At 60.3% G+C, this 13,850-nt stretch carries 13 protein-coding genes; 6 read left to right on the top strand and 7 right to left on the bottom strand.

What is annotated here, in order from left to right:
* Nucleotides 1-99 precede the first annotated feature (99 nt).
* Entirely contained in the window at nucleotides 100-411 is a 312-nt protein-coding gene (locus LJ738_RS02070; RefSeq protein ID WP_068191106.1) for a hypothetical protein, read from the top strand.
* Between the two features lie 214 nt (nucleotides 412-625).
* Here LJ738_RS02070 and gcvP read toward each other — a convergent pair whose 3' ends face one another.
* On the bottom strand, nucleotides 626-3,544 hold the full coding sequence (gcvP, locus tag LJ738_RS02065) for an aminomethyl-transferring glycine dehydrogenase (RefSeq protein ID WP_227784668.1): 2,919 nt from the start codon (nucleotides 3,542-3,544) through the stop codon (nucleotides 626-628).
* A 215-nt stretch (nucleotides 3,545-3,759) separates the two neighbouring features.
* Here gcvP and LJ738_RS02060 point away from each other — a divergent pair, with 215 nt between their 5' ends.
* Nucleotides 3,760-4,983, top strand: a complete 1,224-nt coding sequence (locus LJ738_RS02060; protein WP_227784667.1) for an NAD(P)-dependent oxidoreductase — start codon at nucleotides 3,760-3,762, stop codon at nucleotides 4,981-4,983.
* 3 nt (nucleotides 4,984-4,986) lie between these two features.
* Here LJ738_RS02060 and LJ738_RS02055 read toward each other — a convergent pair whose 3' ends face one another.
* The 4 genes from LJ738_RS02055 to LJ738_RS02040 all read right to left on the bottom strand — a co-directional run bounded on the left by LJ738_RS02055 (nucleotide 4,987) and on the right by LJ738_RS02040 (nucleotide 7,739).
* Nucleotides 4,987-5,817, bottom strand: coding sequence for a DUF1206 domain-containing protein (locus LJ738_RS02055; RefSeq protein WP_227784666.1), 831 nt, complete (start codon nucleotides 5,815-5,817; stop codon nucleotides 4,987-4,989).
* A gap of 235 nt (nucleotides 5,818-6,052) precedes the next feature.
* Nucleotides 6,053-6,271, bottom strand: a complete 219-nt coding sequence (locus tag LJ738_RS02050) for a CsbD family protein (RefSeq protein ID WP_227784665.1) — start codon at nucleotides 6,269-6,271, stop codon at nucleotides 6,053-6,055.
* Between the two features lie 140 nt (nucleotides 6,272-6,411).
* Nucleotides 6,412-7,212, bottom strand: coding sequence for a hypothetical protein (locus LJ738_RS02045; RefSeq protein ID WP_227784664.1), 801 nt, complete (start codon nucleotides 7,210-7,212; stop codon nucleotides 6,412-6,414).
* Between the two features lie 272 nt (nucleotides 7,213-7,484).
* Nucleotides 7,485-7,739 (bottom strand): hypothetical protein, encoded by a 255-nt coding sequence (locus LJ738_RS02040; RefSeq protein ID WP_227784663.1) that lies wholly within the window; start codon nucleotides 7,737-7,739, stop codon nucleotides 7,485-7,487.
* A 229-nt stretch (nucleotides 7,740-7,968) separates the two neighbouring features.
* Between LJ738_RS02040 and LJ738_RS02035 the strand changes: the two genes are divergently transcribed.
* A complete protein-coding gene (locus LJ738_RS02035; protein ID WP_227784662.1) occupies nucleotides 7,969-9,555 on the top strand; it encodes a hypothetical protein in 1,587 nt (528 codons plus the stop codon).
* Between the two features lie 93 nt (nucleotides 9,556-9,648).
* Here the strand turns inward: LJ738_RS02035 and LJ738_RS02030 are convergent, their stop codons facing one another.
* The gene (locus LJ738_RS02030; RefSeq protein ID WP_227784661.1) at nucleotides 9,649-10,029 is read right to left on the bottom strand and encodes a hypothetical protein; all 381 of its coding nucleotides are present in this window, start codon (nucleotides 10,027-10,029) and stop codon (nucleotides 9,649-9,651) included.
* A 168-nt stretch (nucleotides 10,030-10,197) separates the two neighbouring features.
* Between LJ738_RS02030 and LJ738_RS02025 the strand changes: the two genes are divergently transcribed.
* The 3 genes from LJ738_RS02025 to LJ738_RS02015 all read left to right on the top strand — a co-directional run bounded on the left by LJ738_RS02025 (nucleotide 10,198) and on the right by LJ738_RS02015 (nucleotide 12,848).
* Entirely contained in the window at nucleotides 10,198-10,599 is a 402-nt protein-coding gene (locus tag LJ738_RS02025) for a hypothetical protein (RefSeq protein ID WP_227784660.1), read from the top strand.
* A gap of 121 nt (nucleotides 10,600-10,720) precedes the next feature.
* Nucleotides 10,721-11,728 (top strand): hypothetical protein, encoded by a 1,008-nt coding sequence (locus LJ738_RS02020; RefSeq protein ID WP_227784659.1) that lies wholly within the window; start codon nucleotides 10,721-10,723, stop codon nucleotides 11,726-11,728.
* A 76-nt stretch (nucleotides 11,729-11,804) separates the two neighbouring features.
* Nucleotides 11,805-12,848: a DUF3089 domain-containing protein gene (locus LJ738_RS02015; protein ID WP_227784658.1), complete on the top strand. Its 1,044-nt coding sequence runs from the start codon at nucleotides 11,805-11,807 to the stop codon at nucleotides 12,846-12,848.
* 82 nt (nucleotides 12,849-12,930) lie between these two features.
* Here the strand turns inward: LJ738_RS02015 and tsf are convergent, their stop codons facing one another.
* Complete coding sequence (gene tsf / locus LJ738_RS02010; protein ID WP_227784657.1) at nucleotides 12,931-13,767, bottom strand: translation elongation factor Ts; 837 nt, start codon at nucleotides 13,765-13,767, stop codon at nucleotides 12,931-12,933.
* Nucleotides 13,768-13,850: the final 83 nt, after the last annotated feature.

Here is a 13,850-nt window from a genome sequence, read left to right as displayed (position 1 = left end):
GCCCGCATTGTTGTGGTTTGTATCACCACGTTAGCTTGAGATAACCAGATTTTATCCTACCTTACCCTCGAATTTCCACCCAACGCTCTTGCTTCGTTAATGAAAAGTACTGCCCTGTTGTTTCTGGCTGCTACGGGCCTGCTGGCCGCTTGCTCTTCCACCCGCGACGAACGAATGCAGACCGCCGCTGCCAACCATACCCCCATCGCGCACAATACCATTGTGGACTGCCCCGTGTACGATGGCATGAACAAAACCTCGACCGTACTGGCCCAAACCACCGCTGGCAACGAAGTGCAGGTAACCGATACCATCAACGCCTACTTTGTACGCGTTCGGCTCGATAAGGACGGCCAGACCCGGATGGGGTACATGGACCGCCGCTGCTTCGGCGAGCGGGGAAGCAAGTAGCGCAAGCCCGTCCTTGTAAGGCTACTTACTGTCATTGCGAGCACAGCGAAGCAATCTGTCCTGTTCTCAGTGAACAGCCCTGAGTTGTGACAAATCCTTTCAATACAAAAAGCCCCGACTCTGCCTAGAGTCGGGGCTTTTTGTATTGAAAGGATTATTCGCGATGAGAGGAAGGATTGCTTCGCTGTGCTCGCAATGACAAGCGACTAGTGGACTAGTACGACGGGCCTTTATCGGCTTGTACCAAATCCTCTTCCTTATCGACATACTGCTCAATCGGCGTGCAGCTGCAAATCAGGTTGCGGTCGCCGTAAGCCGAATCGATGCGGCTAACGCTAGGCCAGAACTTGGCGGCGCGCACGTACTCCATGGGGTACACGGCCTGCTCGCGGGTGTAGGGGCGGGTCCACTCGTGGGTGAGCACCGAAGCGGCGGTGTGGGGCGCGTGCTTCAGCACGTTGTCCTTGGCATCGGCCTTGCCCGACTCCACGGCCGCAATTTCCTTGCGAATCGAAATCATGGCGTCGCAGAAGCGGTCCAGCTCGTCCTTGCTTTCGCTTTCGGTGGGCTCAATCATGAGTGTGCCGGCCACGGGGAAGCTCACGGTGGGTGCGTGGAAGCCGTAGTCCATCAGGCGCTTGGCAATGTCTTCTACTTCGATGCCGGCCTTCTTGAAGTGGCGGCACTCCAGAATCATCTCGTGGGCGCAACGACCGTGGCTGCCCGAGTACAGCACCGGATAGTGCTCCTCCAGACGGGCCTTGATGTAGTTGGCGTTCAGAATGGCAATCTGCGTGGCACGGGTCAGGCCCTCGCCGCCCATCATCGAGATGTAGGCGTAGCTGATAGGCAGGATGCTGGCCGAGCCCCACGGCGCGGCCGAAACCGAGCCGCTGCTGCGGCCTTCTACCGCTACCACGGCGTGGCCGGGCAGGTAAGGAACCAGGTCAGCTACCACGCCGATGGGGCCTACGCCAGGACCACCGCCGCCGTGCGGAATGCAGAAGGTCTTGTGCAGGTTGAGGTGGCAGACGTCGGCGCCGATGTTGGCGGGCGAGGTCAAGCCCACCTGGGCATTCATGTTGGCGCCGTCCATGTACACGCGGCCGCCGTGGCTGTGAATGGTCTCGCAGATGTCGATGATGGTTTCCTCGTACACGCCGTGCGTGCTGGGGTAGGTCACCATCAGGCAGGAGAGGCGGTCGGCGTACTTGGCGGCTTTTTCCTTAAGGTCGGCTACGTCGATGTTGCCGTCCTCGGTGCTCTTCACCACCACCACTTCCATGCCGGCCATCACGGCCGAAGCGGGGTTGGTGCCGTGGGCCGAAGCCGGAATCAGGGACACGTTGCGGTGGTGGTCGCCGCGGGCTTCGTGGTAGCCGCGGATGGCCAGCAGGCCGGCGTACTCGCCCTGGGCACCCGAGTTGGGCTGCAGGCTGACGGCGGCAAAGCCGGTGATTTCACAGAGCCAGGTTTGCAGGTCGGCGAAAATCTGCTGGTAGCCTTTGGTCTGGTCCAAGGGCGCGAAGGGGTGGAGCTGGCCGATTTCGGGCCAGGTCACCGGAATCATCTCGGCGGTGGCGTTCAGCTTCATGGTGCACGAACCCAGCGGAATCATGCTGTGTGCGAGGCTCAAGTCCTTGTTCTCGAGCTGCTTCATGTAGCGCAGCAGCTCGTGCTCGGCGTGGTGCGTGTTGAAGACGGGGTGGGTGAGGTATTCGCTGGTGCGCACGAGGCTCTTGGGCCAGGTCAGCTCTAGAGAGTCGGGCAGCCCAACCAGCTGGTCGGCTTCCTTGCCCAGTACTTTGGCAAACACGTCCAGAATGTCGGCCACGTCGTGCAGCTCGGTGTTCTGGTTGAGCGAGATGCCCACGCGTACTTCGTCGAAGTAGCGGAAGTTGAGCCGGGCCGCTTCGGCCTCCTTGCGGAGCGACTGCTGCAGCTCGGCGCTTTCCAGGCGCAGGTTTAGCGTATCGAAGTAGTTTTCGTTGGTTTGCTCCACGCCCAGCTTTTTCAAGCCGGTGGCTAGGGTTTGGGCCAGGCTGTGGGTATTCACGGCAAACTGCTGGATGCGCTGCGGGCCGTGGTACACGGCGTACATGCCGGCCAGCACGCTCAGCAGCACCTGCGCGGTGCAGATGTTGGAGGTGGCTTTTTCGCGGCGGATGTGCTGCTCGCGGGTTTGCAGGGCCATGCGGTAGGCCTTGTTGCCGGCGGCGTCAATGCTCTGGCCGATGAGGCGGCCGGGAATCACACGCTTGAACTGGTCTTTGCAGGAGAAGAAGCCAGCATGCGGGCCGCCGTAGCCCATGGGCACGCCAAAACGCTGCGAGTTGCCAACGCACACATCGGCGCCCAGCTCGCCGGGCGAAGTGAGCAGCGTGAGAGCCAGCAAGTCGGCGGCCATTACCACAAACACGTTGTTGGCGCGGGCTTGGTCGATAAAGTCTTTGTAGTCAAACACCTCGCCATCGGCGGCGGGGTACTGCACCATGGCGCCGAAGAAGCCTTCGTTGCTCAAGTTTACCTGGCGGTGGTCGCCCACTACCAGCTCAATGCCCACCGGCGTGGCGCGGGTGCGCAGCAAGTCGATGGTCTGAGGCAATACCTGCTCGGAAACAAAGTATTGGTTGGCGCCCTTCTTTTTGGTCTGGCTGTGCAGCATGTGCATGGCCTCGGCGGCGGCGGTGCCTTCGTCGAGCAAGCTGGCGTTGGCAATTTCGAGGCCGGTCAGGTCAATTACCATGGTCTGGTAGTTGATGAGGGCTTCGAGGCGGCCCTGGGCAATCTCGGCCTGGTAAGGCGTGTAGGCGGTGTACCAGCCCGGGTTTTCCAGAATGTTGCGCTGAATAACCGGGGGCAGGGTGGTGTCGTGGTAGCCCAGGCCGATGTAGCTTTTGAACACCTGGTTCTGGCCGGCAATCTGCTTGAACTTGGCCAGGAAGGCGCGCTCGCTCAGGGCGGCGGGCAAGTCCAGCGGCTGCTTCAGGCGAATGGCGGGCGGCACGGTTTCGTTGATGAGCTGCTCAATGCTTTCCACGCCAATGGTGCGGAGCATGGCGGCCTGCTCGTCGGCGCCGGGCGCGTTGTGGCGGTCTTCAAAAACGTCGGCGGGCTGAGGTTTCAGCGTCATAAAGGCGGGAAATAGTGAGAAGGAAGCGGTTTTGACGTAGTAAGGTTCAGGTTCAGATTCCTTAACAAAGGTAAGCTCGAAATGGCCCGGCGGACTGCCATCAAAACCGTAATTTTGACCGGCCACCCCATTAGCAATGAGGAATGACGAATGGGGAATGAAGAGTTCCGCTCCGTCATTCTGCCTTCCTCATTCGTCACTTCCCATCGTATCCCATGTCCTTAACCATCGGCCTCATCTGCGAGGGTAAAACCCCGCACGACAAGCGCGTGCCCCTCACGCCCAAGAAGTGCGTGGAAGCCCAAGCCACTTTTCCCGACCTGCGCATTGTAGTGCAAAGCAGCCCCTTTCGCAGCTACCGCGACGAGGAGTACCGCGCCCTGGGAATAGAAGTGCGCGACGATATTTCGGGCTGCGATGTGCTCATGGGCGTGAAGGAAGTGCCCGTCAGCCAGCTCATTCCCCACAAGACGTACTTCTTTTTCTCGCACACCGTGAAAAAGCAGCCCGCCAACCGCAACCTGCTGCGCGAGGTGCTCAAGAAAGAAATTACGCTGGTCGACTACGAACTGCTGACCAACGCCCGCGGCGAGCGCATTGTGGCGTTTGGGCGCTACGCCGGCATTGTGGGCGCCTACAACGGCCTGCTCACGTATGGCCGCAAGCACGGCCTGTACGAGCTCAAACCCGCGCACGAATGCCTCGACATGGACGACATGCAGGAGGAGTTCTTCAAAGTCAAAAAGCTGCCGCCCATCAAGATAGCCGTGACCGGCTCGGGGCGCGTAGCGCAGGGTGCGTTGGAAGTGCTCGACCGCATGGGCATCCGGCGCGTGAGCGTGTACGATTACCTCTACCTGGATTTTAAGGAGCCGGTGTACACCCAGCTGCGCAGCTCCGACTACAACCGCCGCCGCGACGGCCGCGTGTGGGATACCGCCGACTTTCACGCCAACCCGCAGGAGTACGAGTCTACGTTTGGGCCGTTTCTGCCCGTCACCGACTTGCTCATTGCCTGCGCGTACTGGCACCCGGCCGCGCCCCGGCTGTTTGAAGAAGCCGATACCCGGCGCCCGGATTTCCGCATCAACACCATTGCCGACGTCACCTGCGACGTCAACGGCTCGGTGCCCACCACCAAGCGTAGCAGCACCATTGCCGACCCGGCCTTCGACTACAACCCGCAAACGGGGGAGCTGGAGCCGCCTTACTCGCGGCCCACAAACATCACGGTGATGGCCGTAGACAACCTGCCGTGCGAGCTGCCCCGCAACGCCAGCCGCGACTTTGGCCGCCAGCTGCTGGATAAAGTATTTCCCCACCTGCTGGGCAACGATGCCGAAGGGGTGATTGCGCGCGCCACCATTGCCAAAGGGGGCCACCTCACCGAACGCTACCAGTACCTGGCCGACTACGTGGCCGAGGAGACAGTGGCGTAGGGCCTACAAGCCGCGCAGGATGGGGTAGCGGGCCTGCACCAGCGAGTAGAGCCCGTACAGTACCAGGCCCGCGGCCACCACGCCCAGCACCAGGGGCCCCATCCCGGCCAGCAGGCCCAAGGCCTCGTTGGTGCTGCCGGCTTCGGCCGCCCGCGACTGCCAGCCGGCTTCCACAAAGAAGTAACCGATGAGACTCACCACCACGCCCCGGGCCGTGACGCCCACCTGGGCCGCCCGGTACACAAGGCGCTGCTGGGCGGCGGTCAGGTCCTGGCCGTCTACGTCAGATTGCAGCTTGTGCGAGTAGGCCCGGTACCCTTGGAAAAGGCCAATACCGATGGTCACCACGCCCAAGAAAATTAAGAGCCAGTCGCCAGAGGGCCAGCCCAAGATGGTGGCGGCCAATGATTTCGAGGTGTCGGCGCCTTCGTCGGCGTGGCCTCTCAGGGCCAGGCGGCCCGCGTATAGCGCCAAGCCGCTGTAGAACAGCCCGCTGCAGATGTACCACAGCCGGAAGCTCCAGCCTTTGGCGCCGGAGCCCTTGCCCTCAGTGTCGCGAATGGCCTGGGTAAAGCGCCAGATGATGTATCCCAGCAGCCCCACGGCAATCAGCCCCAGCAGCAGGCTGCCGGCCGGCAAATCCTGCAGGTGCTTCACGGCTGCTTCTTTATCGGCCTGCACGCCGTGGTCCCGGCTTAGGGCCGCCAGCAGGGCCAGCACGCCCATGAGCACATACACCACCCCAATAGCCGCAAAGCCCAGCCGGGCCAGCGCCTTGATGCCAGCCGAAGGCGAACGGGGAACAGCAGCAAGCAAGGTATCGGCAGTAGACATACACGCGGGGATAATGGAACAGCTTTCCTTACGATTAGGCCGCGTGGTAAGGTTAAGATAGGGGAGGGCTTATCGGTGTTTTTTGGCTTCACCGGTAGCCAAAATGCAGCGCGTCGCCGAGCAGGTTGAGCTACGGCTTAAAACAAAAAGCCCTTTCTGTTGCCAGAAAGGGCTTTCGAAATGAAGCAGCGACGTGTGGATTGGAAGGCGTCTTACTTCATTGGTAATGCACGGGTTAGAAAGTCCGGTTGAACCATTTTTTGAGGTCCTCTACGGCGTGGCCGGTTTTCTCTTGCAAGCGACCGAGCCACTCATCCTGTTTGCCTTCTTCGTAGTCGAGGTCGTCATCGGTGAGGTTGCCCCACTTCTGCTTGGCTTCGCCTTTGAGTTGGTTCCAGTTGCCGCGGGCCTTCAATTCGGTCTGGTCGTTGAGGTTATTCTGGTTGAGGTCCATGACTGAAAGGAAATGTGGGTGGGAAGGATTTAAAATCTGGGGAGTGTACGCCCCGGCGGCCGGTTGGGTTGAGCTGGCCTGGGCAATGCCGAAATTTTATTGGCACTCCGGCACAGCATCCTGCTTTTCACCAACGACCTCTACCGGTGCCGGGCATTAAAGCCCACCAGCAGACTCACGCGCACGCCGCTGGCGCCGGGCACTACGGCCAGGTTAATGGGGAAGTTGACGCCATTGGATTTGATGGAGGTGCCCATGGCCAGTACAATGCTGGAGCCCAAGGGCGTAAGGTTTGGCCCCACGCCAAACTCAAAGCCTTTGGCGCCCCGCAGGCCCACCAGCCCACTGAGGCTCGGCAGGAACTGGCCCTGCTCCAGCCCGCCCACCAGCGGCACAAATTCTACCAGCCCACTCACGCCGCTGGGGAGCCTAAACAGCCGCTTCTCGAACTGCCAGCCAAACTGCGTAATAAACGGATTGAGGTCGGTGCCGCTGTCGTGTGCTTTGTCCAGCACCCCCCGCGGGAGGATGGTAAAGCCCACGCGCGGCCCGTCGAGGCTGATGGGCTCGGCCAGCACCGCGTCGTTGGGGTCTTGGTTGCCCACCATGGGCACGCCGGCTGGCAGGGCGGCTTGCGCTGCGGGGGCTGGGCTGGCGGGTGCCAGGGGTGGTGCGGCAGTCACGGGCGCGGCGGGCAGAGTGGGGCTGCCGTTGAGCAGCTCCTGCGTGCCGTTGGCGTAGCGAATCATGTACACATCAGAACGCCACAGGCTAATAAGGGGGCCATCGGGGTTGTCGGCGCGGCGGTACTTCACTTCGGAAGGGGTTATCTCAACCACTTTCACCGAGACGGCCTCGCCGGTGCGCTTGGTGAGCAGGTCTTGCGCGTGCGCGGTGCCGGCCAGCAGGCCCAGCAATGCAAAGAGTAAAGAGGTACGCATCGGGAACGGGGTTAAATGAGACGATGCGTAAAGGTGAGCGCGCCTCATGCCGAATGCCAGCGCATTTTAGCAACTATTAGACTTTGGCAATGGGGTGTTATTGTACATAAGTAATTGAATTATAGTGCGTATTTTTGTGATTGTGGGACATTGCTCTTGCACTTTGATTCCAAAGTCCTGGGTTAGCTCAACTTTCAATCTGCCGGGGCTAAAGGCCAACAAAAAAGCCCCGCTACGGTCGTAGCGGGGCTTTTGCAAGAAATTAAGAAGGCTTACTTCTGCTTGGTAGCGGGCACTTCTTCGATAACCTTATCAGCGGGCTTGTTCCGTACCACGGCGGTATCACCGGGCTCGCGGGCGATGTCGGCTTTGGCGCTGTCCACGGCGTTGTCCATGGCGTTGCCAGCATCGGAAGCGGCGTTTTCGGTGGTGGTAGCGGCGTCATCGGCCTTCTTCTCGGAGCAAGAAGTAGTGGCGAAGGCACCGAAGGCAGACAGGACAAGCAGGGTTTTGAACGAGAATTTCATAATATTGGAAAGAAAGGTGAAGATTCTACTTTAATCACGGGAATGTGAAAAGGTAACCCGCTTTTACCTAGTTCAGACCGGTAGGGTTTCGAAGGGGTGTCGCGGCCAGTCCCGAAGCAGCGCCGCAAAGGCAGGTCGCTTGTGCCCATTTCAACGGTTGATAAGTGCTTGTCCGCGTTCACAAAAGAGTCGGTGTATACAGCTGGCATCCGTAGCGTAATTTGCCAGCATGGACGATTTGCGCACGACGCTTTTAACGCTGGGGCCCGACGAGCGGCGTGATTTTGGCGTGTTCATTCAGCGGCAGCGCCGCAAAGCCGCCGGCAGGCAAGACTCCCGCCTGTACGAGCTGCTGGTGCAGCCCAAGGAGATTGCTGGCCCCCAGCTCATCGCCGCGCTGTACCCCGACGAGCCCAACCCCGTGGCCTACTACGCGCTGCGCAAGCGTCTGCTGCGCCACCTCACCGACTTCCTGCTGCTACGCCAACGCCAGCTCGACACCACGGCGGCGGCCTCGGTGCGCGGCCAGCTCACCCTGGCCCAATACCTGTTCGAAGCCGGAATTCCGCGCCTGGCGTGGAGCACGCTGCGCAAGGCCGAAAAGCTGGCCCGCGACAACGAGCAGTATGAGCCCCTGAACGCGGTGTACAACCTGCAGATTCAGTACGCCAACTCCCCGCACGCCGAGCCGCTGCTGGAGATAATTGCCCGCCGCCACGTCAACAAAAAAGCGGCCGACGAAGAGGAGCGGGCCAACATTGCCGACAGCCTGCTGCGGCAGCGCCTGCGCGAAGCCCGCAAAAAAGGCCGTGCCGCCGCCCCGCTCGATGCCATGATGCACGACATCCTGGCCGAGTACGACCTGCAGGAAGCCTTTGCGCGCTCGCCGTCGTTGCTGTGCCGACTCATGTCCATCGCGCGCAGTGCCATGCTTGTGCGCCGGGATTTTGCCACGTTTGCCGTGTACATCGAGCGCTGCTACCGGCTCATGGAGCGGCGCCACGGGTTTGCCCCGGCCCAGCGCAGCTACCAGCTGCGGCTGCTCTACATGCTGGCGCACGCGCTGTACCGCTCCCGGCACTTTGCCCAATCCATCGCCTACCTGGAGCAGGGGCGCGCCCTACTGCAGGCATCTTCTGGCCGCAAATACGCCGAGTTTGTGCCCCGCTTCACCTTTCTGCTGGCTGCCAATTTGGGCTTTATCCACCGCAACTCGGAGGGCATCGACTTGCTGGAACAGGCGCTGAAAGCCACGCCCGCGCTGCCCCTGGTGGAGGAGCTCACCGCCCGCCTGCAGCTGGTGTTCCACTACTTTGCCGAGGGCAATTTCAGCAAAGCCAACCAGGCCCTGCTGCGCATCGGCCGCACCGACCACTGGCTCGAGGAGCAGCTGGGACTGGAATGGCTGCTGAATAAGAACATGGCCGAAATGTTCATTCAACTCGAATTGGGCCACGAAGACATTGCCCTGGGCCGCCTCAAAGCCATCGAGCGCAGCCTACGGGAGCAGTTCCCCGCCGAGGCAGCAGCGCCCTGCCCCGCCGCCGATGACGCCACCTTACCGCCCGCGGCCGAAGTTGGGCTGGTGGGCGGGCCCTACCGCTACATTCTCAGCTTTCTTGAGCTGGTGCACGACGTCATCAACGACCCCGCGGCGGCCCGCCGGCCCGCCTTTGCCGCTCGCGTAGCCGATTTGCCCACTTTCCTGCCGCTGCAGCGCGAAGACCTGCAAGCCCTGAGCTTCTATGCCTGGCTGCGGGCGCGCATGCTGGGGCGGCCGTACTACGAGGTGCTACAGGAAGTAGCAGGACTCTGACTTTAGCTCAATTCTCAAAAAGCCCGCACGCTATGCGTACGGGCTTTCTTGATATGAACTGATGTTGACTGTCAGCGAAATGCGAGCCGATGTTTATTTCCTGGCGGCCTCTTTCGCGTTTTCTTTGGCTTGGGCAGCCGTGCGTTCGGCGGCATCACCTACGGCCTTCATTTTGGCATCCAGTTTCTCTCCGGCGGCGTCCATCTTTGCACCGGCTTTCGCCATTTTAGCGTCCAGCTTGTCGCTGGCGGCATCCATTTTGGCTTCCAGCTTTTCGGTAGCCGCGTCCAGTTTTTTGCTGGCCCGGTCAAGCTTGGCGTTGGTGCGGTCGGCTGCCGATTCGGTAGCGGTTTCGGCTGTGGTAGCGGCGCTCTCGGCGGTGGCCTCGGCGTTCTTCTTATCGGTTTCGGTGCAGGCAGCGGTGCCCAGGGCCACGGCCGCCGCAACAAACAAGGTTTTGAACAACGTTTTCATGGGAGTAAACGAGTTACGATGAAAGGATAGCATTAATCAAAGCCAGGCCGGAAAGGTAACCCGCGGCTCCTCGGTGCCGCCTATGGAGCTTCCTGGGAATAAGAGGGGCTAACTTTTTAGTCTCCGCGCTAGTATAGCCCCTTATATCCTCCTTAGCTCGTAATTTTTATGGATTCCATCGCCACCACTCCGCAATCGCCCGCCACTCCCGAAGTGCCCATGGCCGTGAGCGACCAGCAAAATACCGCTCTCCTCGACGATACCCTGACCTTCCTGACGGCGAGCACGCCCACCAATGCCGGGCCGCAGGGCCGCGTCGAGATTGAGCGCTGGGAAGCTGTACTGGCTTCCACCGAGCGTCCGGGCTTAGCCAAGATTAAGCAGGGCCTCCACCAGCTCAATCTTCTGCTATCGGATGCCAAAAGCCCAGCCCACGACATTGCTGAGGTACTCGCTACTCTCGGCGCCGAAACGGCCAAAGTAGCCGAAGAAGCCGGGGGCGACTACAGCACCCCGCTACACAACTTGAGCAAGCTGCTTATCAAAGCCAGCTCGTCGCTGTCTCGCTAGCCGCGGCCAGCTCCATTTTGTAACCGCCGTAGCGCGAACTTTGCAGTTCGCGTCGCCGCGCCCGCCGGATTTGTCCGTCGGAGCGGCGGCGTGAGCTCCTAAGTTCGCGTTACTCATTTATATGCCCCAGCTCACCCCCGCCGACCTCATTCCCTACGACCCCTTCGATGGAATGCGTTTTGGCCCCCAGACGTGTTTTCTCAGCGGCCAGCCCGTAGGCCCCGATGATACCATTCCCGTGTTTGCCGAGTGGCTGCAAGCCCGCTACAACCTGGCCGACCGCCCCATTCAGCTCCTCGACCAGCGCACGGTGCTCATGCGTGACCTGCGCCTGCCGGCCAGCCCAGCGGTGCGCGCCCGCATCGAAGCCCTCGAACAGCAAGTAGAAACCGCTTCCGCGCAAGGTCCCGAGGCCCTACGGGCGTTGGGCGACGAAACGCTGTTTTTGTGGATGGGCAAAATGTTCTACGGGGTGTTCATCACCGAGCTGCTGAATGAATTTGAGCCCCTGATAAAACCCAAGTACCCCCTGGCGGAAAACGCCGCGTTGGTTCGGCGGTTTCAGGCGTTTTTCCAGCTTCTACAGGGCCTACGTGTGCCCACCGAGTACGCCGACTTTGTGCCCGGCTCCGTTTTCGTGCTCGAAGCCGACCCTGCCGAAGATGTAACCCCCTTCGAGTACGACGACGACCTGAACACCCTCGTCTTCAGCATCAAGCTTAATAAAACCGTGCTGGTGGCCTGCCTGGTGGATATTGGGCTGATTGGCCAGGCCATGGGCAAGGTATACCACGATGCGCAACGCCCGCTGCACCCGGTGCAGATTGCCGAGTTTAAGGCCCGCGTGTACTACGCCGCCCACCTCTTGCACGTGGTGCCCGACATCTACCCCCGCACCCCGCGCCCCGGCGATACCCAACTGGTGTTCGACGCCCTGCTCGACGACGTGACCGGCGCCGTGTTCAACCCGTGGGAAAACGCATCCTATACCCAGACGCTGGCCGATATGTGGTATCGCTGGAATATTAGCTTGGCCGACATCGTCGAGAAACCCCTCGAGCCCATGAGCTTGTTGTATGACGAAACTGGCAAGCCCCGCCAGCTCAAGCACTGGCCCGCTACTATTTGATTGATAGAATAGAAGCTCATGCAGCGCGCCGCGAGGCATGAGCTTCTACATAAGATTTATACCTGTGCTAATATTCATGTTCCGCCGCTTCTACCCGCTTCTGTTTTTACTGCCGCTACTGCCCCTCGCTTCCTGCCTCAACCTCCTCAAGCCGCGCCACGATTTTGTGGCGTACACCCCCGCTACCGGGCCCAACTATGCCTTGGATAGCTGTTGGGCTGCCCTACCCACGCGCCTCGACTCGGCCGATGCGGTGCCCCTAAACTCCGGCCTGCGTGACGAGCAAGCCGCCGCAGCGGCCGACGTTTTCTTTATTCACCCCACCACTTTTTACCGGCCCAAAGGCTGGAATGCCGACCTCAGCGCCAATAAGCTCAACCGCTTCACCGACCGCAGCACCATCCGCCACCAGGCTAGCGCCTTCAATGCGGCTGGGCGCATCTATGCCCCGCGCTACCGCCAGGCCACGCTCTATTCCTTCTTCGATGAGGAGACCCCCAATGGCCAGGCTGCCCTGGACCTGGCTTATGCCGACGTGAAAGCCGCCTTCCAATACTTCCTCGCCCATTACAACCAAGGCCGTCCCATCATCATCGCCGGGCATAGCCAGGGCACGGCCCACGCCACCCGCCTGCTGCACGAGTTCTTCGACACCAACCCCAAGCTCCGCCGCCAACTCGTGGCTGCCTACCTCGTCGGCTTTAAGGTGAAGCCCGATGAATATCAAACCATTCGTCCCTGCGCCGATTCGCTCGAAACAGGCTGCTTCATTACCTACAATTCCGTAGCCACTAGCTTCGATTACCTGCCTTTCCAGCCGTTTGCCGTCACCAACCCTCTCACCTGGAAACTCGATACCCTGCTAGCCCCCGCCACGCTCAACCGCGGCGGCGTCAGCCAGGACTTCAAGCGCATCGACCCGCAGGTAACCGATGCCCAAATCCACAAAGGCCTGCTCTGGATAACCCCGCCCAAGCCCGGGGGATACCCCCGCTTTCTGCTCCCCGGCCGCCCCGAACTGCGCCACTCTTTCCACATCGCCGATTATGCCTTGTTCTACATGAATATTCGGGAGAATGCCAAAGCGCGGGTACAGGCATGGCAGTTGAGCAGAAAGTAGCGCCAGCTTTAACTGTGCATCCACAAAAAAGGCCCGCTGGCATTATGCCAGCGGGCCTTTTTAATCAAAGGGCTAAACGCAATTAAGCGCCGATAGCCACACGCTTGAAGTCCGAAACCGTCATGCCTTTCGACTTGCTGTCGAGCAGGGCGGCGATGGTCAGCGAGTTGTCTTTCACGAACTCCTGGTTCAGCAGGGTGTTCTCTTTGTAGAACTTATTCAGCTTGCCTTGGGCAATTTTCTCCAGCATGGCTTCGGGCTTGCCTTCGGCACGCGCCTGCTCTTTGCCGATTTCAATTTCGCGCTCCACCGTAGCCGAGTCCACACCGTCTTTGTCAACGGCAACGGGCTTCATGGCTACAATTTGCATGGCTACGTCGCGGCCTACGGCAGCAGCGTCGGCCGAGCCGACGTTCTTCAGGCCTACGAGTACGCCTTTCTTGCTGTCGGAGTGAATGTAGGAAGCTACTTTCTCCGCGGTCAGCGTGGCGTAGGTCAGGTCCAGCTTCTCGCCGATTTTGCCCATCAGGTCGGTGATGTGCTCCTGAATGGTCAGGCCATCCTCTTCTTTGGTAGCGAGCAGGTCTTCTTTGGTAACAGCGTTGGTGCGCACAGCAGCATCAAGGATGCGCTGAACCAGCTCACGGAAGTTAGCCACTTTGGCTACCGACTCGGTTTCGCAGGCCAGGGCCACCAGCTTGCCATTGGTACCGTCTTCGCTCACGCTCACGGCTACAAAGCCTTCCGACGTTTCGTTTTCGGCACGCTTGTCAGCGATTTTCTGACCAGCCTTGCGCAAAATGTCGCGGGCAGCTTCGAAGTCGCCATCGGCTTCGGTCAGGGCTTTTTTGCAATCCATCATGCCGGCACCGGTCATGGTGCGGAGCTTGTTTACGTCTGCGGCGGTAATAGCGGCCATTAGATGTTGTGTTTGTTGGGTTGGAATTCAGGGAAATGAAAAAGGGAACCTCCGGAGCCTAGCTACTCGAAGGTTCCCTTTTT

It is taken from the genome of Hymenobacter plasmatis (assembly GCF_020711255.1).
Classification (GTDB): domain Bacteria; phylum Bacteroidota; class Bacteroidia; order Cytophagales; family Hymenobacteraceae; genus Hymenobacter.
The sequence above is the reverse complement of the archived record's forward strand: the minus strand, read 5'-3'. Positions and strand labels throughout refer to the sequence as shown.

Excerpts from the sequence above, each read along its gene's own strand:
- tsf (WP_227784657.1), bottom strand. The coding sequence starts at position 13,767 with ATGGCCGCTATTACCGCCGCAGACGTAAACAAGCTCCGCACCATGACC.
- LJ738_RS02030 (WP_227784661.1), bottom strand. The coding sequence starts at position 10,029 with ATGAAAACGTTGTTCAAAACCTTGTTTGTTGCGGCGGCCGTGGCCCTG.
- LJ738_RS02015 (WP_227784658.1), top strand. The coding sequence starts at position 11,805 with ATGTTCCGCCGCTTCTACCCGCTTCTGTTTTTACTGCCGCTACTGCCC.
- LJ738_RS02045 (WP_227784664.1), bottom strand. The coding sequence starts at position 7,212 with ATGCGTACCTCTTTACTCTTTGCATTGCTGGGCCTGCTGGCCGGCACC.
- LJ738_RS02060 (WP_227784667.1), top strand. The coding sequence starts at position 3,760 with ATGTCCTTAACCATCGGCCTCATCTGCGAGGGTAAAACCCCGCACGAC.
- LJ738_RS02070 (WP_068191106.1), top strand. The coding sequence starts at position 100 with ATGAAAAGTACTGCCCTGTTGTTTCTGGCTGCTACGGGCCTGCTGGCC.
- LJ738_RS02050 (WP_227784665.1), bottom strand. The coding sequence starts at position 6,271 with ATGGACCTCAACCAGAATAACCTCAACGACCAGACCGAATTGAAGGCC.
- gcvP (WP_227784668.1), bottom strand. The coding sequence starts at position 3,544 with ATGACGCTGAAACCTCAGCCCGCCGACGTTTTTGAAGACCGCCACAAC.
- LJ738_RS02055 (WP_227784666.1), bottom strand. The coding sequence starts at position 5,817 with ATGTCTACTGCCGATACCTTGCTTGCTGCTGTTCCCCGTTCGCCTTCG.
- LJ738_RS02040 (WP_227784663.1), bottom strand. The coding sequence starts at position 7,739 with ATGAAATTCTCGTTCAAAACCCTGCTTGTCCTGTCTGCCTTCGGTGCC.
- LJ738_RS02020 (WP_227784659.1), top strand. The coding sequence starts at position 10,721 with ATGCCCCAGCTCACCCCCGCCGACCTCATTCCCTACGACCCCTTCGAT.
- LJ738_RS02025 (WP_227784660.1), top strand. The coding sequence starts at position 10,198 with ATGGATTCCATCGCCACCACTCCGCAATCGCCCGCCACTCCCGAAGTG.
- LJ738_RS02035 (WP_227784662.1), top strand. The coding sequence starts at position 7,969 with ATGGACGATTTGCGCACGACGCTTTTAACGCTGGGGCCCGACGAGCGG.